Origin of the sequence: Bradyrhizobium sp. U531, from assembly GCF_051710265.1 — a bacterium.
Lineage (GTDB): Bacteria > Pseudomonadota > Alphaproteobacteria > Rhizobiales > Xanthobacteraceae > Bradyrhizobium.
Genome location: NZ_JASVEN010000002.1, coordinates 432,345 through 451,677 on the forward strand (window position 1 = coordinate 432,345; position 19,333 = coordinate 451,677).

The window sequence follows — 19,333 nt, forward strand, 5'->3', positions numbered from 1 at the left end:
CGCCCGTGATCGGAAGGAGACGCCGGTCAGCCCCCCAGAAGGCGGCTGACGATGCGGGCGGCATAGTCCACGGTCGGAATCACGCGGGCATAATTCAGCCGCGTCGGCCCGATCACACCGAGAACACCGACGATGTGGCCCGCGGCATCCCGATAGGGCGAGATGATCGTGGAGGAGCCCGACAGGGAAAACAGCTTGTTTTCCGAACCGATGAAGATGCGCACGCCCTCGGCGGTTTCGGCGCGGCCGAGCAGATCGATCACGCCGCGCTTGGTTTCGAGGTCGTCGAACAACAGGCGCACCCGCTCCAGATCCTCCAGCGCATGCAGGTCTTCCAGCAGATTGGCGTGGCCGCGGACGATGAGCTGGCGGTCCTCGCTCTCGCCGCCGGACCAGCTGGCGATACCGGCCGAGATCACCTTCTGCGTCAGCTGGTCGAGCTCGGCGCGGGCTTCCCCGAGCGCGGTTTCGAGCTCGAGGCGCGCCTCGGCCAGGGTCCGGCCGCGGATGCGCGCGTTGAGGAAATTGCCGGCTTCGGTCATCGCCGACGAGGGAACTCCCGGCGGCAGCGTCAGCACGCGGTTTTCGACCTGGCCGTCCTCGCCGACCAGGATCACTAGCGCCTTCTCGGGTTCCAGGCGGACGAATTCGATGTGCTTCAGCCGCGCATTGGACTTTGGCGTCAGCACCACCGCGGCGGCCCGCGTCAGTCCGGACAGCCGGGTCAGCGCCTGGTCCAGCGCCGCCTCGACCGAATGCGCCCGGCCGACGGAGGTCAGCTGGCTCTGGATAGACTGCCGTTCGGCCTCGTTGAGGTCCCCGACCTGCATCAGGGCGTCGACGAAGAAACGCAGGCCGAGTTCCGTCGGCAACCGGCCGGCGGAGGTGTGAGGCGCGTAGATCAAGCCCAGCTGTTCCAGATCGGCCATGACGTTGCGGACCGAGGCCGGCGACAGCGGCACGGCGATCAGGCGCGAGATGTTGCGCGAACCCACGGGCTCGCCGGTCGCGAGATAGCTTTCGACAATTTGACGAAAGATGTCGCGAGAACGCTCGTTGAGCTGGGCAAGGCCCGCGCGCGGCGCGATCAGATTGATCGGATCGTGATGGGCCACAGACGGTAACTCCTCTCAGATGCTCATAATTTGTCCATCCCGGGGGCATCTGACAAGCGTGGCGTTTGCGGGGGGAAAAACAGGGCAAGAAACAGGGGCTGAAAAAGCCTTGTCGTTTCCCCTTGCTGCCTACCCTCACCCCCCCTACAAGCACCGCGAACAGCCCTAACCTGCGAGTTTTGGAGGATTTCCCATGCGGCCAAGCCGCCGTGCGCCCGACGAATTGCGCCCCGTGACGCTCGAACGGGGCGTGGTCAAATATGCGGAAGGCTCCTGCCTCGTGAAATTCGGCGACACCCATGTGCTGGTCACGGCCACGCTGGAAGACCGCCTGCCGCCATGGCTGAAGGGCCAGGGCCGCGGCTGGGTCACCGCCGAATACGGCATGCTGCCGCGCGCAACCTCCGAACGCACCCGCCGCGAGGCCGCCGCCGGAAAACAAAGCGGCCGCACCGTCGAGATCCAGCGCCTGATCGGCCGTTCCTTGCGCACCATCGTCGACCTCGAAGCACTCGGCGAGCGCCAGATCACGGTCGATTGCGACGTGCTGCAGGCCGACGGCGGCACCCGCACGGCCTCGATCACCGGCGCCTGGGTCGCGCTTGCCGACTGCATCAACTGGATGAAGACGCGCAATATGATCAAGGCCAACGTGATGCGCGACAACGTCGCCGCAATCTCCTGCGGCATCTACAACGGCACGCCGGTGCTCGATCTCGACTATGCCGAGGATTCCGAAGCGCAGACCGACGCCAATTTCGTCATGACCGGCGATGGCCGCATCATCGAGGTGCAGGGCACCGCGGAACGCGAGCCGTTCACGCAGGATGAGTTCCTGAAGCTGATCGCGCTGGCGCAGAAGGGTATCGCGCGTCTGGTGGACTTGCAGAAACTGGCCGTCGCGTAGTCAATAAGCCATGCACCGCCGAATCACCGGAAAGCTCGTCATCGCGACCCACAATCCCGGCAAGCTCGCCGAGATGAAGGAGCTGCTCGCGCCTTACGGCATCGAGGCGGTGTCGGCCGGTGAGCTTGGCCTGGGCGAGCCCGAGGAAACCGGCAACGATTTCCGCAGCAACGCCGCGATCAAGGCGATCGCGGCGGCGCAGGCGACGAAGCTCCCGTCCTTCGCCGATGATTCCGGCATCGTGGTCGACGCGCTCGACGGCGCGCCCGGCATCTACAGCGCACGCTGGGCCGGTCCCTCCAAGGACTTCAACGCGGCGATGGCGCAGATCGAGCGCCTGTTGCAGGAGCGCGGCGCCACCTCGCCCGACAAGCGCACAGCGCATTTCGTCTCCGCGCTCTGCGTCGCCTGGCCCGACGATCATCTCGAAGAGGTCGAGGCGCGCGTCGACGGCACGCTGGTCTGGCCGCCGCGCGGGAATGCCGGCTTCGGTTACGATCCGATGTTCCTGCCCAACGGCCACGACCGCAGCTTCGGCGAGATGACCAGCATCGAGAAGCACGGCCTTCCGCCGATCGGCCTTGGCCTGTCGCACCGCGCCCGCGCCTTCGTGAAACTGGCGGAGATCTGCCTTGAGCCGCGATAGAGCGTTTTCGAGCGAAGTGGATACCGGTTCGCGCCAGGAAAACGCGTCAAAAGAACAAGCTCAAGCTTTTGGCGTCTACGTGCACTGGCCGTTCTGCCTGTCGAAGTGCCCCTATTGCGACTTCAACAGCCATGTCCGCCACGCCGCGATCGACGAGGCGCGCTTCGCGTCCGCCTTCGCGCGCGAGATCGCGACGACGGCCGAGCGCGCGCCCGGCCGCGAAGTCACCTCGATCTTTCTCGGCGGCGGCACGCCGTCATTGATGCAGCCTTCGACCGTCGGCGCCGTGCTCGATGCGATCGGCAAGCACTGGACGGTCGCCAAGGACGTCGAAGTCACGCTCGAAGCCAACCCGACCAGCGTCGAAGCCACCCGCTTCGCCGGCTATCGCACGGCCGGCGTCAACCGCGTTTCGCTCGGCGTGCAGGCGCTGGACGATGCTTCGCTTAGGGCATTGGGCCGTTTGCACAGTGCGCGCGAAGCGCTCGACGCCGTCGCCATCGCGCGCCGCTCGTTCGACCGTTACTCGTTCGATTTGATCTATGCCCGCCCCGACCAGACGCCGGCGATGTGGTCCGACGAGTTGCGTCTCGCCATCAATGAGGCGGCCGAACATCTGTCGCTCTATCAATTGACGATCGAGGAAGGCACGCCGTTCTTCGGCCTGCACCAGGCCGGCAAATTGAAGACGCCGGACGAAGCGGTGGCGCGTGCGCTCTACGACGTCACGCAGGAAACCTGCGACAAGCTCGGCCTGCCCGCCTACGAGATCTCCAACCACGCGCGGCGCGGCGCCGAGTGCCGGCACAATCTCGTGTACTGGCGCGGCGAGGAATATGCCGGCATCGGCCCCGGCGCGCATGGCCGCCTCGACATCGACGGCGTGCGCCATGCCACCGCCACCGAGAAGCGTCCCGAGGCCTGGCTGATGCGCGTCGAAACCAACGGCCATGGCAACATCACCGACGATCTCCTCAACAGCGAAGAACGCGCCGACGAGTTCCTGTTGATGGGGCTGCGTCTCGCCGAGGGCATCGATCCCGAGCGTTACAGAGCGCTCTCCGGCCGCCAGCTCGATCCCAAACGCATCGCGCTGCTGCGCGAAGAAGGCGCGATCACCGTCGATGCGACGGGCCGTCTGCGCGTGACGAGCAGCGGATTTCCGGTGCTCGATGCTGTGGTTGCGGATCTCGCGGCGTGACGAGGTCTCGTAGGGTGGGTTAGCCGAAGGCGTAACCCACCAACTTCGTTCGGCGTGTGCGGAAGCATGGTGGATTACGCCTTCGGCTAATCCACCCTACGGCACCGCTTTCTGGGCTACGCCCCAAAACTCTTCGGCGAGCCCGCAACAGCCACACCGCCGCCCTGCGTCACCTTCATCACCGCAAGTCCGCGCTCGTTCGTGCCGTCGGCGCGGAAGCGGAACAGGCCGTCGATGCCGGCGAAGCCGGAGGGGTTGGTCAGCACGTCGGGCGAGAAGCGCGTGGTGCCTTGCGTGCGCGCGAGCGCGGCGACGAGCGCGACCGCGTCATAGGCGAGCGTCGCGGTGCGGATCGGCTCGGCACCGTACTTGGTGCGATAGCGGCCGGAGAAGGCGCGGAAGCCCGCCGGATCCGGCGCGGCGTAGAGACCGCCTTGCAGGCTGGCATTGGCATAGACGCGCGGATTGTCCCACAGGCCGGTGCCGAGCAGCTGGATGTTGCGCAGGTTCGCGCCCGCGGCAGTCATCGCATCCGCGACCGACACGACGGCATCGCCGTCATCGGCAATGAACAGTGCATCCGCGCTGCCGAGCTGCTGCGCCACGGTGCGCGCCGGCGCGGCGCGGTCGGCGCCGTATTTCTCGAACGCGACGATGCGCCCGCCGCGGCGCGGCACCGCCGCCTTCACCGAAGCCTCGACGACATTGCCATAGGCATTGTCGGGCAGCAGCACCGCGACCGAACGCTTTCCGATGCTGGCGGAATATTCGACGATGCGATTGACGTCGGATTCCGGCAGGAACGACAGCAGATAGACGCCGCGCCCCGCGATGCTGGAATCAGTCGAGAACGCAATCACGGAAATGCCGCGCGTGCGCGCGACTTGCGCCACCGCCGGCACTGATTGCGCGAACAGCGGTCCCAAAATGATCTCGGCGCCCTCGTCGACGGCCTGCTGCGCGCCGGCCTGCGCGCCCTGCGGGCTGCCATTGTCGTCCTTGATCAGGAGCTGGATGTTCGGGTTCTGGAACTCCGCCAGCGCCATCTCGGCGGCATTGCGCATGGATTGCGCGGCAAGACCGGCATTGCCGGCGGCCGAGAGCGGCAGAATCACCGCAACCTTCACCCCGCCGGTGCCGGCGGTCGTGGCCTGTTGCGGAGGCCCGGCCGGTTGGGCCGGCGGCGGAGAAGAGCTCGAGAACGGGTTGGAGAACTGGCTGAGGCTCTGCTGCACGCCGGCACAGGCCGACAGCAAGGGCGTACCGAGCAACAGGCCGAGCGCGCTCCGCCGGGTCGCTCCCGATAATCGGGGTCCCTGCACGGGAGGCTTTGGATCACTCGGGCCCAGCATGGCAGCTTCTCTTCTGACCAGCGATCGCCAGCCGGTCACAACAAACTCGCCGCGACAGAAGCCGCGGATTCAGGCATAATGTCGGCAAATAGTTAACTAAAACAAAAGGATAATAACCGCTTAACGCGGCCGTCCCTTCACGCTCTGGCTAGCTGTCCACCGTCCGTCACCAGCATCAAGGCGGCGTTTCCGCCGTGAATATGACGCTGGCGCTTCACTCCCTCAGGAATGTGATGCCTGTTCGATCACATTCCAGTCCTTCCCGCCCCTTGCCTCGGCGCGATCTTTTTCAGGGGACCGGTTCCCAGCCCCGGAGATCATGCCTAAGTTCGATTCATTATGCGCGCAAAGCCGGCCCCGATAAATACGCCTGAAGGCACAGACGCCGCCTCGCGCGGTTTCTCCATCGACGCCCATCGGCTCCCGGCCCCCAAGGCCGCGCCGGGCCTTTATCTCGTCGCAACTCCGATCGGCAATCTCGGCGACATCACGCTGCGAGCGCTGCAGACGCTCGCCGGCGTCGATGTCATCGCCTGCGAGGACACCCGGATCACGCGCCGCCTGACCGAGCGCTACGCCATTACCGCGCAGCTCAAGCAATATCACGAGCACAACGCCGAAGCCGCGCGCCCGAGGATCCTGGAGGCGCTCGCCGCCGGCGGCTCGATCGCGCTGGTCTCTGATGCCGGCACGCCGCTGATTTCCGATCCAGGCTTCAAGCTGGTGCGCGAGGTCTGCGCCGCCGGCCATGCGGTCTATGCCCTGCCCGGCCCCTCCTCGGTGCTCGCCGCGCTGTCGGTCGCGGCGCTGCCGACCGACCGGTTCTTCTTCGAGGGCTTTTTGCCGGCGAAATCAGCCGCGCGAAAATCGCGGCTGACCGAGCTCGCGCGCATCGACGCGACTCTTGTGATGTTCGAATCCGGCAACCGCGTGCAGGACACGCTGGCCGAGCTCGCCGAAATCATGGGCACGCGCGAGGCCGCGATCTGCCGCGAGCTGACCAAGCTGCACGAGGAGATTTCGCGCGCAACTCTGCATGAGCTGGCGCGCGACGCCGAAGGGCTGGAAACCCGCGGCGAGTTCGTGCTGGTGATCGCTCCGCCAGCTGATGACGCCGACGTGCTGACATCGGATGCACTGGACGACCTGCTGCGCGCGCAGCTTGCCGCGCACAGCGTCAAGGATGCCGTGGCGCACGCCGTCGCGCTGTCGGGCCGGCCGCGCCGCGAGGTCTATGCCCGCGCGCTCGAACTCGCCAAGGCTCTGCCCAGGGATTTGCGGGGCGGCGATGGCGAAGGCTGAGACCCCCAGGGAACCGAAAGTCGCCTCGCCCGAGCGCGTCGCCGCGTTCCGCACCGGCATCTCGGCCGAGAGCCGCGCCGCCGCCTATCTCATGGCCAAGGGCTATCGCATCCTCGCCAAACGCTTCCGCACCCCGCATGGCGAGATCGACCTCGTGGCGCGACGGCGCAACCTGATCGCCTTCGTCGAGGTCAAGGCCCGCGCCAGCCTCGATGACGCCGCCTATGCCGTCACCCCGCGCCAGCAGCAGCGCATCATCGACGCCGCGCAAGGCTGGCTCGTAGCGCATCCCGAGCATGCCGAATTCGAATTGCGATTCGACGCCATGCTGATTGCGCCGCGCTCACTTCCACGCCATGTGTTGGCGGCATTCGACGCCTCGACCTGAAAGGCAGACCATGAAACTCAACGTCGCCGTCCAGATGGACCCCATCGCCCGCATCAACATCAAGGGCGATTCCACCTTTGCGCTGCTGCTGGAGGCGCAAAAGCGCGGCCATGGCCTGTCCTATTACACGCCCGACAAGCTCTCGATGGTCGGCGAGGAGATTGTGGCGCCCGTCCAGCTCCTCACGGTCCGCGACGAGCCCGGCGATCATTTCACCCTCGGCGAGCCCAAGCGCGAGGCGTTGAACGGTTTCGACGTGGTGCTGCTGCGCCAGGACCCGCCATTCGACCTCGCCTACATCACCTCGACGCACATGCTCGAGCGCATCCATCCGAAGACGCTGGTCGTCAACGATCCTGCCTCGGTGCGCAACGCGCCGGAAAAGCTGTTCGTGATGAACTTTCCGCAGCTGATGCCGCCGACGCTGATCTCGCGCGATCTCGACGAGATCAACGCCTTTCGCGACAAACACGGCGCCGTCGTGATGAAGCCGCTGCACGGCCATGGCGGCGCGGCGGTGTTTCGCGTGATGCCGCAGGACATGAATTTCGGCTCGCTCTACGACATGTTCTCGGTGACGTTCAGGGAGCCCTGGGTGATCCAGCAGTTCATCCCCGAGGTGAAGCACGGCGACAAGCGCATCATCCTCGTCAACGGCGAGTTCGCCGGCGCGGTGAACCGCGTGCCGGCCGCCGACGACCTCCGCTCCAACATGGTGCGCGGCGGCGCGGCCCAGGAGACCGAGCTCACCCCGCGCGAGCGCGAGATCTGCGCCACCGTCGGCCCGGCGCTGCGCGAGCGCGGCCTGTTGTTCGTCGGCATCGACGTCATCAACGGCAGTCTCACCGAGATCAACGTGACGTCACCGACCGGCATCCGCGCCATCGCGCGGCTCGGTGGCCCCGACGTCGCGGCAAAGGTCTGGGACGTGATCGAGCAGAAGCGGAAGAAGTAGCGATCGGTGACTACGTGGGAGAGACCGCAATCTCTCCCCATCGTCGTCCCCGCGCACGCGGGGACCCATACCGCGGAATCCATCAGTTGCGGACGGTCGAAGTACCGACCGACCAGTCTTCGCCAAATTTCTGCCTGGGGTTATGGGTCCCTGCGTTCGCAGGGATGACAGCGATCGTGTGGCGCGCTGTACGGTCTCACGCGCATCGTCATGTGACCATCACTAACCATGCATTCACCATGAGGGCCCGCGTCTGGTTCGAACGCAGGAGCCGCCCTGCGTGAATCTACGGGGCCGCTGGCCGACCTAATAACGCCGCGTTCACCATCTGCCGAGAACCAGCAGCGTCGCCGGCCATCGCACTCCGCCTCGCAAGACCCCTTATACTTTTACTCCCTACTCATCGACACGGGGGAACCCGCCACGTGCGGTTCGAGTGCCCCGCGTAAGAGTAGAAGCGTATGAATACCGCACGCATTGTCGTTCTCGTCATCGCGCTGGGCGCCGGCGGCGTCGCTGCGTATCTGGCGAGCGGCTACCAGAACGCACCCGCGCCCGTCCTTGCCGTCGCCGAGAAGTTGCCGACGGTCGAAGTCCTCATCGCCAAGAACGACATCCAGCTCGGCCAGGCGCTCAAGCCCGACGATCTGCAATGGCAGACCTGGCCGGCGGCGACTGCGAGCAACGCCTTTATCCGCCGTGACAACAGGCCCGAGGCCCCGACCCAGATCGCCGGCTCGATCGCGCGCGTCCCCCTGATGCAGGGCGAGCCGATCCGCGAGCAGAAGCTGGTCAGGGCCGAAGGCTCCGGCTTCATGGCTGCGATCCTGCCGTCGGGCATGCGTGCGGTCTCCACCGAGATTTCAGCCGAGACCGGCGCCGGCGGCTTCATTCTGCCGAACGACCGCGTCGACATCGTCCTGACCCGCCGCCTGAAGACGCCCGAGGGCGCGCTCGCCGGCAACGATCTGATCCTGTCCGAGGTCATCCTGAGCAACATCCGCGTGCTCGCGATCGATCAGGCGCCGAAGGAAAAGGACGGTCAGAACGCCGTGGTCGGCAAGACCGTCACGCTCGAGCTCAAGCCCGAGCAGGTCGCCACGCTGTCGGCCGCGCGCCAGGGGGGCACGCTTCAGCTCGCGCTGCGGAGCATCGTCGATGCCAACGCAGTGGATGGTGCGATCGAGGACAAGGTGGCCAAGGGCTCCGAAGGCGTCAACGTCATTCGCTACGGCGTGCAGGCGCGGCAACTGACGTCACAGAAGTGATGGGGACATGATGAAGGACGGGGATGATCGGACCGGGCTGCGCATTCGGGGGAAGCGCGCAAGCTCGTTCCTGACGGGGACATTGCTGATGCTGGGGCTGCTTGCGGCTCCGGATTGCGTCGGCGCTGCGGATGCGCCGGTCGGCGACCAGGCGCCGATGCAGGGGTCGGATCTCGGTCTGTCGCCGGTCGCGACGATCGCATCGGCGAGGACGCGGTCTCTGTCGCTTGGCGTCGGCAAATCCGTCGTCATCGACCTGCCCCGCGAGGTCAAGGACGTGCTGGTGGCCGATCCCAAGATCGCCAATGCCGTCATCCGTTCGGCCCAGCGTGCCTATATCATCGGCGGCCAGGTCGGCCAGACCAACGTCGTATTCTTCACCGCCGACGGCCAGCAGGTCGCCGCCTATGACATCGCGGTCAAGCGCGACCTCAACGGCATGCGCACGGCCCTGCGCCAGTCGCTGCCGGGCGTGCAGATCGAAGGCGTCGGCGACAGCGTGATGCTGACCGGATCGGTGTCGAGCCCGATCGAGGCACAGCAGGCCGGCGACGTCGCCGCGAAGCTGGTCGGTGGCTCGGAAAAGGTCGTCAACAACATCGTCGTGCGCGGCCGCGATCAGGTGATGCTCAAGGTCGTGGTCGGCGAAGTGCGCCGCGACATCGTCAAGCAGCTCGGTGTCGATCTCAGCGCCAGCCTGAATGCCGGCACGGCCGTGGTGAATTTCAACAACTCCAACCCGTTCTCGGTCTCGGGCGGGCCGATCGTCGGCAGCAACGGGCTCGGCCTCGCCGGCCTTGCCAAGGGCGTCGCCACCGTCAGCGCCACCATGCGCGCGATGGAAAGTGCCGGCGTCATGCGCACGCTCGCCGAACCGAGCCTGACCGCCATTTCCGGTGAATCCGCCACCTTCATCGCGGGCGGCGAATTCCCGATTCCCGCGGGCTATTCCTGCGATCCGGTTACCCACGTCTGTACCACCCAGATCACCTACAAGAAGTTCGGCATCTCCCTGAACTTCACCCCGGTCGTGCTGAGCGAGGGCCGCATCAGCCTGCGCGTGATGACCGAGGTCTCGGAGCTGTCGAATACCAACGCGATCACGCTGACGCAGTCGGTATCCTCGACCTCGAGCAATTCGGTCACCATCCCCTCGATCCAGACCCGCCGCGCCGAGACCACGCTCGAAATTCCCTCCGGCGGCTCGATGGCGATGGCCGGCCTGATCCAGCAGAAGACCAAGCAGGCGATCAACGGCCTGCCCGGCATCGACCAGGTGCCGATCATCGGCGCGCTGTTCCGCAGCCAGGACTTCGTCAACAACGAGACCGAGCTGATGGTCATCGTGACGCCCTATGTGGTGCGCGCGGTCGCCCAGAAGGAACTGGCGCGTCCCGACGATGGCTTCGCGCCCGCCTCCGACGCGCAGACGGCGCTACTCGGCCGCATGAACCGCCTCTATGGCGTCACGCGCCGCGTCGATCCGCTCAACGGCGCGCCGGATGATTTCGGCTTCATCATCGACTGAGACGGACGGTTTGGGGACCGGACAGGGCAGGGCAAGAGGGGACCAGGCGATGAGGACAACATCAGCCGATCGACGTCGCAAGCTGCGAATCGCGCTGGCCATGACGGGCCTCGCAATCATGCTGGGCGCCTGCAACACGACCGGCGAGATCGTCACCCAGACGGTGCCGACCGACTATCGCCAGCGTCATCCGATCGCGGTGCAGGAAGGCAAGAAGTCGATCGTCATCTTCGTCGGCAAGGCGCGAGGCGGCCTCTCGGCCGCCCAGCATTCCGACATCGCCGGCATCGCGCGCGACTGGGTGCGTGAAGGCACCGGCTCCGTCGTCGTCGACGTTCCCGTCGACACCGCCAATTCGCGCGCGGCGGCCGCGACCTATCAGGAAATCCGCTCTGTGCTCGCCGCCGGCGGCGTGCCGTCGCGCGCCGTCGTCCAGCATCCCTATCGCCCCGAGGATCCCGGCCTGCTGCCCACCATCCGCCTGACCTATTCCAGGATCGCCGCAGTCGCCGGCCCCTGCGGGCTGTGGCCGGAAGACGTCGGGCCCAACATCCTCGATCCCGGCTACAGCGAGAACCGGCCCTACTTCAATCTGGGCTGTGCCAGCCAGCGCAATCTCGCGGCGATGATCGACAACCCCGCCGATCTCGAGCAGCCGCGCTCCGAGGCTCCCTCTTATACCGCGCGACGCGACATGGCCTTCGAACGCTACCGCAAGGGCACCGCGATCTCGACCCCCGCACCCGAGGCCGACAAGGCCAAACTCAGCGATATCGGCAAATGACAACGCCCCACGAAGACGACGCGGACGACCTAGGGCATCCCGAGGAACACATTGCGCCGGTTCCTCGCATCTCGGTGCAGGCCTTTTGCGAAACCGAGAAGACGCTCGCCGCGGTGACCGCGGCGGGACAGGACCGCCGTCTCGCCAAGGCCCACCTCACCGCCAAGGATGGTGGCCTCGCCGCGGCGATCGAAGTCTACGAAACGATGCCGACGCCGAACGTGATCGTGATCGAATCCGACGGCACGCGCGACATCCTCGAAGGGCTCGACGACCTCGCCGGCGTCTGCGACCCCGGCACCCGCGTGGTCGTGATCGGCAATCCCAACGACACCGCGCCCTATCGCGAGCTGGTGCGCCGCGGCGTCAACGACTATGTGGTCGGACCGGTCGAAACCCTCGATGTCGTCCGCTCGATCTGCAGCCTGTTCTCCGCGTCCGAAGCCATCATCACCGGCCGCGTCATCGCGGTGGTCGGCGCCAAGGGCGGCGTCGGTGCCTCCACCGTCGCGCACAATTTGGCCTGGACCATCGCACGCGACCTTTCGCTCGATTCGGTCGTGATCGATCTCGACCTCGCCTTCGGCACCGCCAGCCTCGACTATAACCAGGACCCGGTGCAGGGCATCGCCAACGCGGTGCTGTCGCAGGACCGGCCGGACACCGCGCTGATGGAGCGCCTGCTGGCCAAATGCACCGAGCGCCTCAGCCTGCTCGCGGCGCCTGCCAGCCTCGACCGTGTCTACGATTTCGGCGCCGAAGCTTTCGACGCGGTGTTCGACACGCTGCGCATGACCACGCCCTGCATCGTGCTCGACGTCCCCCATCAATGGTCGGGCTGGACGCGGCGCGCACTGGTCAACGCCGACGACATCGTGATCGTCGCGGAACCCGATCTCGCGAACTTGCGCAACACCAAGAACATGCTGAGCGTGCTGAAAGCGGCGCGACCGAACGACCGGCCGCCGCTGTACTGCATCAACCAGGTCGGCATGCACAAGCGCGCGGAGATCGAGGTCAAGGCGTTCACCAAGACCATGGAAAGCCAGCCGATCGCGGTGATCCCGTTCGATTCGAAGCTGTTCTCGACCGCGGCCAATAACGGCCAGATGATCGCGGAGGTCTCCAAGAACCACCGCACCACCGAGCTGTTTCAGAACATGGCGAACCGCCTCGCCGGCCGCGGCGAGGTGAAGAAGCCGAAGCGCTCGCTGCTCGAGCCGCTGCTGAGGAAGCTGAAGGGCCGGTCGGGGCGTGGATCCGCCCCGCATCGCAAAGCGTCGTAGACGTACACCAAACCGGGCGGATTACTTGTCCGCCCGCTGCTGCTTCTTGGCCAGCAGCTGCCGCAGCGCCGCGACCTTGGCCGCGGCCTGGTCCGGCGGCAAATCTGCCTTCACGAGGATCTCGGCCTCGGACTCGCGGCCCTGCAATCCCAGCACGAGCGCCAGATTGGCGCGAACCCGCACGTCGTTCTGATTGCGCTGATAGGCGCGGCCGAGCACCTGTTCGGCTTTCGGCAGATTGTTCTGCAGCATGTAGGACAGGCCGAGATTGGACAGCACGGTCGGCTCGTTCGGCACGATCTTCAGCGCCGCGGCGTAGTATTGCTGCGCTTCCTCGTTGCGGCCGAGCTGATCGAGCGCGGCGCCTTGCGCCGACAGGATGCGCCAATCGGGATCCTCAGGGCTATGCGCGCGGCCGAGGACATCGAAGGCCTGCTGGAAAGTACCGTTGTCGGCGAGCGCGCGGCCATAGCCGGCGAGCAGCGCCTTGTTGCTGGGATGGGCGAGCACGGCCTGCTCGAGCACCGCGACCGCCTGGGCGCGCTGGCCGCTGCCGCGCAGCGCCTTGCCGTATTCGAGGGCAATTGCGGGATCGCTGGGCCGGGCGCGGTACCGCTCGCGCAATGCGTCCATCTCCGGCCTGGCGTCCGATTTGGCGTCAGCTTTGGCGGCGGATTCCTGCTTGTCGCCGAGCGCTCCGGTGACGTCCTCGATGCCGGTGGTCTGACAGCCGCCGAGGGCAAGGATCAGAACGGCGGAACACAGATATCTCGCCGGGGGGAAGGCGAGGGGCAAACGCTTGGACATACTCTGATCACTCGGCAACTGATCAGAGATGCTTACCGATTAACGCTAAAGTCCCGTTAAGGACGCGGCCCGTGAGACCTCAGTCGGTGAATTCAGCACCGAATTCGCAGCCGATGCGCCAGCGCAGGCGGCACTGCCGGGAATAATCCGGCGCGAAGATGATGGTGAATTGCGGCGGCACTTCCAGGAATTCGGCCACGACCTTCACGCCACCAGCCGAAATATCGGTGATGGTGCAGTCCCGCGGCAGCGAGCCCGCGCCAAAATGGATCTTGGCGAGACGGCTGCACACCCGACGTTCGCTTCTCCGGCGATTTGCAAGCATTTGAACTGTTCACCCGTTAGACCACGGCCCATCCCGCAGGCTTAGAAGTAGCGGACATATGTTGGGATGTGCTGAGCACGGACGCCGGCATTCGAGACGTAGTGTCCCGGCCGTGTTTACGATTGGTTAGGACTTACCCGCCCCACAATAGTTGTTCCCGTATTGTTCTTGCGCCGCGGGCCGGGCTCTGCTACCCCTAATTGTGCGAGAGGGCAGGCTGGTTTGAGCATGGTTCAGCGGGTTTCCACCGTCGCCTTTGAGGGGATCGAGGCCCGCGCGGTCGACGTGCAGGTGCAGGTCGCACCGGGACTTCCGGCCTTCGCCATCGTCGGCCTGCCGGACAAGGCCGTGTCGGAAGCGCGCGAACGGGTCCGCTCGGCATTGATCGCCTCGGGGCTCGCGCTGCCGGCGCGGCGCATCATCGTCAATCTGGCACCCGCCGACTTGCCGAAGGAAGGCAGCCATTACGACCTGCCGATCGCGCTCGGCCTGATGGCGGCGATCGGAGCGATTCCGCCGGACGCGCTGACCGGTTTCACCGTGCTCGGCGAGCTCGGCCTCGACGGCTCGATCGCGCCCGTGGCCGGCGTTCTTCCCGCCGCCATCGGCGCCAATATGCGCGAGGAAGGACTGATCTGCCCGGCCGCCTGCGGCTCCGAAGCAGCGTGGGCGAGCCCGGACATCCAGATCATCGCCGCGCACTCGCTGATCCAGATCGCCAACCATTTCAAGGGCACGCAGGTGCTGTCGCGGCCCTCGCCCAGGGTGCACGAGGCCGCCGCCTCCACGCTCGACCTGCGCGACATCAAGGGCCAGGAAAGCGCCAAGCGCGCGCTGGAGATCGCGGCGGCCGGCGGACATCATCTGCTGATGATCGGCGCGCCGGGCGCCGGCAAGTCGATGCTGGCGGCGCGCCTGCCCTCGATCCTGCCGCCGCTGTCGCCGGGCGAGCTGCTGGAAGTCTCGATGATCGCCTCCGTCGCCGGCGAGATCGAAGGCGGCGCGCTGACGGCGCGGCGGCCGTTCCGCTCGCCACATCATTCCGCCAGCATGGCCGCGCTCACCGGCGGCGGCATGCGCGCCAAGCCCGGCGAGATCTCGCTGGCGCATCAGGGCGTGCTGTTCCTCGACGAGCTCCCCGAATTCGATCCGCGCGTGCTGGATTCGCTGCGCCAGCCGCTGGAGAACGGCGAGGTCGCGGTGTCGCGCGCCAATCACCGCGTCACCTACCCTGCCCGCTTCATGCTGGTCGCTGCGATGAATCCGTGCCGCTGCGGCAACGCGTTCGAGCCAGGCTATGCCTGCAAGCGCGGCCGCATCGATCGCTGCACGAGCGACTACCAGGCGCGCATCTCGGGCCCGCTGATGGACCGTATCGATCTGCGCATCGAGGTTCCCGCCGTGACCGCGGCCGACCTGATCCTGCCGCCGCCTGCGGAAGGATCGGCCGAGGTCGCTGCGCGCGTCGCCGCCGCACGCGATATCCAGCTCGCGCGTTACGCGGATGCCGGTCTGCCCAACATCCGCACCAATGCCGAAGCGCCCGCCTCCGTGCTGGAGGAGATCGCCAAGCCCGATGCGCAGGGCGCGAAGCTGCTGCGCGAGGCCGCCGAGACGATGCGGCTGTCGGCGCGTGGCTATCACCGCGTGCTTCGGGTGGCGCGCACGCTCGCCGACCTCGATTCCGCCGACAAGATCGGCCGGCTGCATCTCGCCGAAGCGCTGTCCTATCGCGCACTCGCGGAGGATGTACGGCAGCTCGCCTGATCATTCCGCGCATCAACCCGGCGGTAACGAGTTTCCTTTACGCTCTGCAAACCATAAGGCCCGCTCATCTTCGTTCAGAGTTCCCGGGGCCTGGCGAGTAGAGTGTCATGTTGCGTCTCAAGATCCTTGCCTCGGTTGTTCCCCTGTTGGCGGCTGCGGTGTTCGCCCGCGCGGAGATCGGATCGGTCTCGCATCCCTGCATCGCCCTGGGCGACACCTCGGTCGAGCTCACCTCGCTGTTCTGGACCGCCGGCGTGCATGTCGCCTTCACCGAAGATCCGGAGCGCGCCACGGTGCGGGTTCAGATCACCGACGATGCCGACGCGGCGGACTTCGCCGTGGTCGACGACGGCCTCGGTTCCGAGCCGGATTCCTGCCAGGCCAATCCCGCGACGCGCCTCGTCTCGATTGCCGCCCAGCCCGTCGACGGCGGCCAGGTGATCTATCTGACCACCGAAGGCCCGGCGGATTACCGCATCTATGTGCGCTCGAAATCGTTCTCGCAGCGCGAGGCCGCCGCATTGATCGTCGGCGCCAACGGCAACCGCCGCCAGCTCCAGTCCGCCTCGCTCTGAGGCGTTAACACCTCGTCAACCCTGTTTGGAGGCGGCACCAAGGCCTCAAACTGTTTGCAAGGTCGAGGCGACATCGTCGCTCGCGGCGAGCACGAAGTTTCGGACAAGAGTCGGGGTCGGTGGCGATGGGTCGGACGTTCCGGATCAAGGTGCGCATGCGCCGCTTCAGGCGAAAGCACCCCCGCATCGCCTTTGCGATCCGCTCTTTCGTGATCTTCTCGGCGACGTTCGGCGGCGCCTATGGCTTCGTCACGGGCAGCCGGTCCGAGACCTCCGGCTACAATCCCCACGCCTTTGCGATCGGCGCGAGCTTCCTGTTCGCGATCGCCTGCGTCGGCCTTGCGACGCTGAGCATGCGCCTGCGTTTCGTCAACAAGCGGATGCGCACGCTCGCCGCCCACAACGAGGCGCTGATCGACCGCAATTGGGAGCTGAAGGAAGCCGAGGAACGCGCCCGCAGCCTGTTCGAGCAGCAGGGCGACCTCATCGTGCTGCGCGCGACCGACGGCCGCATCACCTTTGCCAACGAGGCCTATTGCGCACTCGCGGCACAGGCGCGCAGCGCGCTGGTCGGCACGCGTTTCGATTTCGACGTGCTGGAGCAGGGCGACAGCGCCCGGGAAAGTAACGGCACGCGCATCCACGACCAGAAGATCGCAACCCCGCTCGGCGCGCGCTGGATCGCCTGGCGCGAAGGCTATGTCCGCCTCGATGCCGGCCAACCCGCCGAATTGCAGAGCGTCGGGCGCGACGTCACCGACCGCACCGAGACCGAGCGCGCGATCTCCGACGCGCGCGACCAGGCCGACGCCGCCAACCGCGCCAAATCGCGCTTCCTCGCGATGGCCTCACACGAGATTCGCACGCCGCTCAACGGCATCATCGGCATGGGCGGTCTTTTGCTCGACACCCATCTAACGCCGGAGCAGGCGACCTACGCCAAAGCAGTCAAGACCTCGGGCGAAGCCCTGATGGCGCTGATCGAGGAGTTGCTCGACTATTCCAAGATCGAAGCCGGGAAGCTCGACCTCGAGCAGCGCCCCTTCGCGCTCTCCACCCTGGTCGAGGAAATCACCGAGCTGCTCGCGCCCCGCGCGCAGGCGAAGACGCTCGAGATCGCCGCCTATGTCGACGAACGCCTGCCGCTCGAGGTGATCGGCGATTCCGCGCGGCTGCGCCAGGTGCTGCTCAATCTCGCCGGCAACGCCATCAAGTTCACGGCAAGCGGCGGCGTGGCGCTGATCGTCGAGCCCGGCATCTGGCCGAACGAGATCAGCTTCCTCGTCCGCGACACCGGCATCGGCATCGCAGCCGAAGCCCAGCAACGCATCTTCCGTGAATTCGAGCAGGCCGACGAGCGCGTCGCCCGCACCTATGGCGGCACCGGGCTCGGCCTCGCCATCAGCGAGCGCATCGTCAAGCGGATGGGCGGCCGGATCAACCTCACGAGCGAGCCGGGCAAAGGCTCGACCTTCGAGATATCAGTGCCGCTTCCGCCGTCGCAGGCGAGCGCGGGCCAGACCGCCTTTCCGAGCCCCGACCTCAGCGGCAAGTCGATCCTCCTCGTCGCCGACGGCATCGAGGCGTCGCTGATCGCGCGGCGCCTGGAGCGCTGGGGCGGCCAGACCTGCCTGGTCGCGGATGCCGCGGTTGCGCAGGCGCTGCTGCCGGAACGTTCCTGGCACGCGATACTGGTCGATCGCGCGATCGACCCCACCATGGCCGACCAGCTCGGCGAAAGCGCACGCGCGCATGCGCAGCAGCGCCTCGTGCTGCTGACCTCGAGCTCGCGGCATGAAAAGCTGTCGCCGGCCTTCACCGGCTTCCTGGTGAAGCCGCTGCGGGCGGCCTCGCTCGCGGCACGTCTTGCGCTGACGCCGGAGGTCGCCTCGCCCGATCTCGCGCCGGAGCCGACGGCTGAAGTTGCCGGCGCGGCCGCCGCAAAGGGCCTGTCGATCCTCGTCGCCGAGGACAACGAGATCAACGCGCTGCTGATGCGCTCGCTGCTGACGAAGCTCGGCCATCGCGTCGTCATCGCCGTCCACGGCGAGGCCGCGCTGGAATCCTGGCTCGCCGCCTCATCGGCCGGCACGCCCTATGATCTCGTGCTGATGGACATCCAGATGCCGCAGCTCGACGGCATCGAAGCGACGAAGCGCATTCGTGCGCATGAGGCCGCCACCGGCGGTCACCACACGCCGATCCTCGCGCTCACCGCCAATACGCTGGTGGAGGATCGCTATGCCTGCTTCGAAGCGGGCATGAACGGATTCCTGATCAAGCCGCTCGATCGCGACAAGCTCGACGAGGCGCTGGCAGGGCTCGCGGCGTCGCGGCGGCTGGCCGTGTGATCGAGAATCTCACGGGAACTCAGGTCCCGTCGGGCAATCGCTGATTGAATTCGACCGCGTGGCGCGTCACCATCCTCCCCGGGGGCACTCGCAGGAGGACTTTGCACATGAATGTGCTGTGCCGCCTCGTACTCATCATTCTCGCCATCGGATTCGCTCGACCCGCCGCCGCCGATACGCCGGAGCTCATCGCCTCGCTCAAGCAGGGCGGCTATGTGCTGGTCTTTCGGCACACCGCGACCGACGACAGCCAAAAGGACATCTACCCCTTCAAGTTCGACGACATGAGCGCCCAGCGTCAGCTCAGCGAGAAGGGCAGGGACATGGCGCGCCAGATCGGGGCGGCGATCAAACAGCTCGCGATCCCCATCGGCGATGTCTACACCAGCCGGCTCAACCGCGCGATCGAAGCCGGCAAGCTGATCTCCGGCCGCGAGGTCAAGCCGGTCGATGCCTTGACGGACAGCAGCAACGCCAGCGCATCGGGAATGGCGAACCCGGCCGGCGCCAACGCGAAGGCGGGGCAGGCCGTGCGACAGCTCGTCGATGCGCCGCCCAAGGCGGGCACCAATAATGTCCTGGTCACCCACAAGACCAACATCGCCGATGCCTTCGGCAAGGAGGCCGGCGACGTCCAGGAGGGCGAGGCCTTCGTCTACAAGGCCAGCAGCCCCGGTCCCGCCACCTTCGCGGGGCGTATCAAGATCGCCGATTGGAGTACGACGATCGGCAAGTGATCGACCGTATTCGATTCGGCCGCCGGCGCGACGGAGGCA

General features: G+C 66.5%; 18 protein-coding genes. 14 read left to right on the forward strand and 4 right to left on the reverse strand.

What is annotated here, in order from left to right; translation table 11 throughout:
- Positions 1–26: 26 nt before the first annotated feature.
- Positions 27–1,115: a heat-inducible transcriptional repressor HrcA gene (gene hrcA / locus QRQ56_RS13905; protein WP_438740752.1), complete on the reverse strand. Its 1,089-nt coding sequence runs from the start codon at positions 1,113–1,115 to the stop codon at positions 27–29.
- Positions 1,116–1,308: 193 nt separating this feature from the next.
- On the opposite strand from hrcA, the gene rph reads away from it, so the two are divergent.
- Genes rph through hemW form a run of 3 tightly spaced genes read left to right on the forward strand, consistent with a single transcriptional unit; the run spans position 1,309 to position 3,869 of the window.
- Entirely contained in the window at positions 1,309–2,022 is a 714-nt protein-coding gene (rph, locus tag QRQ56_RS13910; protein WP_438740754.1) for a ribonuclease PH, read from the forward strand.
- Positions 2,023–2,032: 10 nt separating this feature from the next.
- Complete coding sequence (rdgB, locus tag QRQ56_RS13915; RefSeq protein WP_438740756.1) at positions 2,033–2,668, forward strand: RdgB/HAM1 family non-canonical purine NTP pyrophosphatase; 636 nt, start codon at positions 2,033–2,035, stop codon at positions 2,666–2,668.
- A gap of 16 nt (positions 2,669–2,684) precedes the next feature.
- Complete coding sequence (gene hemW / locus QRQ56_RS13920) at positions 2,685–3,869, forward strand: radical SAM family heme chaperone HemW (RefSeq protein WP_438741469.1); 1,185 nt, start codon at positions 2,685–2,687, stop codon at positions 3,867–3,869.
- A gap of 116 nt (positions 3,870–3,985) precedes the next feature.
- Here the strand turns inward: hemW and QRQ56_RS13925 are convergent, their stop codons facing one another.
- Positions 3,986–5,221, reverse strand: coding sequence for a penicillin-binding protein activator (locus tag QRQ56_RS13925; protein ID WP_438740758.1), 1,236 nt, complete (start codon positions 5,219–5,221; stop codon positions 3,986–3,988).
- Between the two features lie 339 nt (positions 5,222–5,560).
- On the opposite strand from QRQ56_RS13925, the gene rsmI reads away from it, so the two are divergent.
- The 7 genes from rsmI to QRQ56_RS13960 all read left to right on the forward strand — a co-directional run bounded on the left by rsmI (position 5,561) and on the right by QRQ56_RS13960 (position 12,732).
- Complete coding sequence (rsmI, locus tag QRQ56_RS13930; RefSeq protein ID WP_438740759.1) at positions 5,561–6,523, forward strand: 16S rRNA (cytidine(1402)-2'-O)-methyltransferase; 963 nt, start codon at positions 5,561–5,563, stop codon at positions 6,521–6,523.
- Complete coding sequence (locus tag QRQ56_RS13935; protein ID WP_438740760.1) at positions 6,510–6,911, forward strand: YraN family protein; 402 nt, start codon at positions 6,510–6,512, stop codon at positions 6,909–6,911. Before rsmI ends, QRQ56_RS13935 begins: the two co-directional genes overlap by 14 nt.
- A 10-nt stretch (positions 6,912–6,921) precedes the next feature.
- Positions 6,922–7,866, forward strand: a complete 945-nt coding sequence (gene gshB / locus QRQ56_RS13940; protein WP_438740761.1) for a glutathione synthase — start codon at positions 6,922–6,924, stop codon at positions 7,864–7,866.
- A gap of 461 nt (positions 7,867–8,327) precedes the next feature.
- Positions 8,328–9,134: a Flp pilus assembly protein CpaB gene (gene cpaB, locus QRQ56_RS13945; RefSeq protein WP_438740763.1), complete on the forward strand. Its 807-nt coding sequence runs from the start codon at positions 8,328–8,330 to the stop codon at positions 9,132–9,134.
- A gap of 10 nt (positions 9,135–9,144) precedes the next feature.
- Positions 9,145–10,662 carry a type II and III secretion system protein family protein gene (locus tag QRQ56_RS13950; protein ID WP_438741470.1) on the forward strand — a complete coding sequence of 506 codons (1,518 nt, stop codon included), beginning with the start codon at positions 9,145–9,147 and terminating at the stop codon, positions 10,660–10,662.
- A gap of 49 nt (positions 10,663–10,711) precedes the next feature.
- Positions 10,712–11,446, forward strand: a complete 735-nt coding sequence (locus QRQ56_RS13955; protein ID WP_438740765.1) for a CpaD family pilus assembly protein — start codon at positions 10,712–10,714, stop codon at positions 11,444–11,446.
- Positions 11,443–12,732: an AAA family ATPase gene (locus QRQ56_RS13960; protein ID WP_438740766.1), complete on the forward strand. Its 1,290-nt coding sequence runs from the start codon at positions 11,443–11,445 to the stop codon at positions 12,730–12,732. The genes QRQ56_RS13955 and QRQ56_RS13960 overlap by 4 nt, the downstream gene beginning before the upstream one ends.
- A 21-nt stretch (positions 12,733–12,753) precedes the next feature.
- Here the strand turns inward: QRQ56_RS13960 and QRQ56_RS13965 are convergent, their stop codons facing one another.
- Both QRQ56_RS13965 and QRQ56_RS13970 read right to left on the reverse strand, forming a co-directional pair.
- Complete coding sequence (locus QRQ56_RS13965) at positions 12,754–13,539, reverse strand: tetratricopeptide repeat protein (protein ID WP_438740767.1); 786 nt, start codon at positions 13,537–13,539, stop codon at positions 12,754–12,756.
- A gap of 79 nt (positions 13,540–13,618) precedes the next feature.
- Complete coding sequence (locus QRQ56_RS13970) at positions 13,619–13,864, reverse strand: PilZ domain-containing protein (protein WP_280709899.1); 246 nt, start codon at positions 13,862–13,864, stop codon at positions 13,619–13,621.
- 228 nt (positions 13,865–14,092) lie between these two features.
- Between QRQ56_RS13970 and QRQ56_RS13975 the strand changes: the two genes are divergently transcribed.
- The 4 genes from QRQ56_RS13975 to QRQ56_RS13990 all read left to right on the forward strand — a co-directional run bounded on the left by QRQ56_RS13975 (position 14,093) and on the right by QRQ56_RS13990 (position 19,294).
- Complete coding sequence (locus QRQ56_RS13975) at positions 14,093–15,631, forward strand: YifB family Mg chelatase-like AAA ATPase (protein WP_438740768.1); 1,539 nt, start codon at positions 14,093–14,095, stop codon at positions 15,629–15,631.
- A gap of 107 nt (positions 15,632–15,738) precedes the next feature.
- Positions 15,739–16,206 carry a hypothetical protein gene (locus tag QRQ56_RS13980; RefSeq protein ID WP_438740770.1) on the forward strand — a complete coding sequence of 156 codons (468 nt, stop codon included), beginning with the start codon at positions 15,739–15,741 and terminating at the stop codon, positions 16,204–16,206.
- Between the two features lie 125 nt (positions 16,207–16,331).
- Positions 16,332–18,557, forward strand: a complete 2,226-nt coding sequence (locus QRQ56_RS13985; RefSeq protein ID WP_438740772.1) for an ATP-binding protein — start codon at positions 16,332–16,334, stop codon at positions 18,555–18,557.
- A gap of 107 nt (positions 18,558–18,664) precedes the next feature.
- Positions 18,665–19,294 (forward strand): histidine phosphatase family protein, encoded by a 630-nt coding sequence (locus QRQ56_RS13990; protein ID WP_438740773.1) that lies wholly within the window; start codon positions 18,665–18,667, stop codon positions 19,292–19,294.
- The last annotated feature ends 39 nt before the right edge of the window (positions 19,295–19,333 follow it).

Coding starts and splice junctions, on each gene's coding strand:
- rph (WP_438740754.1), top strand. CDS start 1,309: ATGCGGCCAAGCCGCCGTGCGCCCGACGAATTGCGCCCCGTGACGCTC.
- rdgB (WP_438740756.1), top strand. CDS start 2,033: ATGCACCGCCGAATCACCGGAAAGCTCGTCATCGCGACCCACAATCCC.
- QRQ56_RS13925 (WP_438740758.1), bottom strand. CDS start 5,221: ATGCTGGGCCCGAGTGATCCAAAGCCTCCCGTGCAGGGACCCCGATTA.
- rsmI (WP_438740759.1), top strand. CDS start 5,561: ATGCGCGCAAAGCCGGCCCCGATAAATACGCCTGAAGGCACAGACGCC.
- QRQ56_RS13935 (WP_438740760.1), top strand. CDS start 6,510: ATGGCGAAGGCTGAGACCCCCAGGGAACCGAAAGTCGCCTCGCCCGAG.
- gshB (WP_438740761.1), top strand. CDS start 6,922: ATGAAACTCAACGTCGCCGTCCAGATGGACCCCATCGCCCGCATCAAC.
- cpaB (WP_438740763.1), top strand. CDS start 8,328: ATGAATACCGCACGCATTGTCGTTCTCGTCATCGCGCTGGGCGCCGGC.
- QRQ56_RS13950 (WP_438741470.1), top strand. CDS start 9,145: ATGAAGGACGGGGATGATCGGACCGGGCTGCGCATTCGGGGGAAGCGC.
- QRQ56_RS13955 (WP_438740765.1), top strand. CDS start 10,712: ATGAGGACAACATCAGCCGATCGACGTCGCAAGCTGCGAATCGCGCTG.
- QRQ56_RS13960 (WP_438740766.1), top strand. CDS start 11,443: ATGACAACGCCCCACGAAGACGACGCGGACGACCTAGGGCATCCCGAG.
- QRQ56_RS13965 (WP_438740767.1), bottom strand. CDS start 13,539: ATGTCCAAGCGTTTGCCCCTCGCCTTCCCCCCGGCGAGATATCTGTGT.
- QRQ56_RS13970 (WP_280709899.1), bottom strand. CDS start 13,864: ATGCTTGCAAATCGCCGGAGAAGCGAACGTCGGGTGTGCAGCCGTCTC.
- QRQ56_RS13975 (WP_438740768.1), top strand. CDS start 14,093: ATGGTTCAGCGGGTTTCCACCGTCGCCTTTGAGGGGATCGAGGCCCGC.
- QRQ56_RS13980 (WP_438740770.1), top strand. CDS start 15,739: ATGTTGCGTCTCAAGATCCTTGCCTCGGTTGTTCCCCTGTTGGCGGCT.
- QRQ56_RS13985 (WP_438740772.1), top strand. CDS start 16,332: ATGGGTCGGACGTTCCGGATCAAGGTGCGCATGCGCCGCTTCAGGCGA.
- QRQ56_RS13990 (WP_438740773.1), top strand. CDS start 18,665: ATGAATGTGCTGTGCCGCCTCGTACTCATCATTCTCGCCATCGGATTC.